At 48.8% G+C, this 521-nt stretch carries 1 protein-coding gene; it reads left to right on the forward strand.

All coding sequences use genetic code 11. The features are described from left to right. Positions 1 to 521: MIP/aquaporin family protein (locus tag R8N47_RS28330; RefSeq protein ID WP_318186500.1), on the forward strand; the 521-nt coding region annotated here is incomplete at both ends.

Below are 521 nucleotides of genomic sequence, written 5' to 3' on the forward strand. Positions count from 1 at the left end.
CCGCTTTGGTTTACAGCTTGTACAGCAACCTTTTCACCGATTACGAAATCGCACACAACTTTGTACGTAGCAGCCAAGACGCCCTTGCAACGGCTGGTATTTTCTCAACTTACCCACACGCTTCTCTTTCTTTCTTTGGCGCATTTGCTGTGGAATTCGTCATTACAGCTGTATTAATGTTTGCCATTTTGGCTCTGGGTGATGAAAACAACGGTGCCGCTCGTGGCGCGATGAACCCATTATTGATTGGTATTCTGATCGCGGTTATTGGTGGTTCTCTTGGTCCACTGACTGGCTTTGCGATGAACCCAGCTCGTGACTTTGGCCCTAAACTGTTCGCGTACTTTGCAGGTTGGGATTACGCACTGACCGGCGCTAAAGACATCCCTTACTTTATCGTTCCCCTTCTTGCTCCGATTGCGGGTGCTTGCTTTGGTGGTTGGTTATATCCAAAAGCGATCGCGGCATACCTCCCTCGCCAAGGTCACGGTTGTACCATTCCAAACCAATGTGATACTGAA

The sequence above is a fragment of the Vibrio sp. 2132-1 genome, assembly GCF_033344315.1.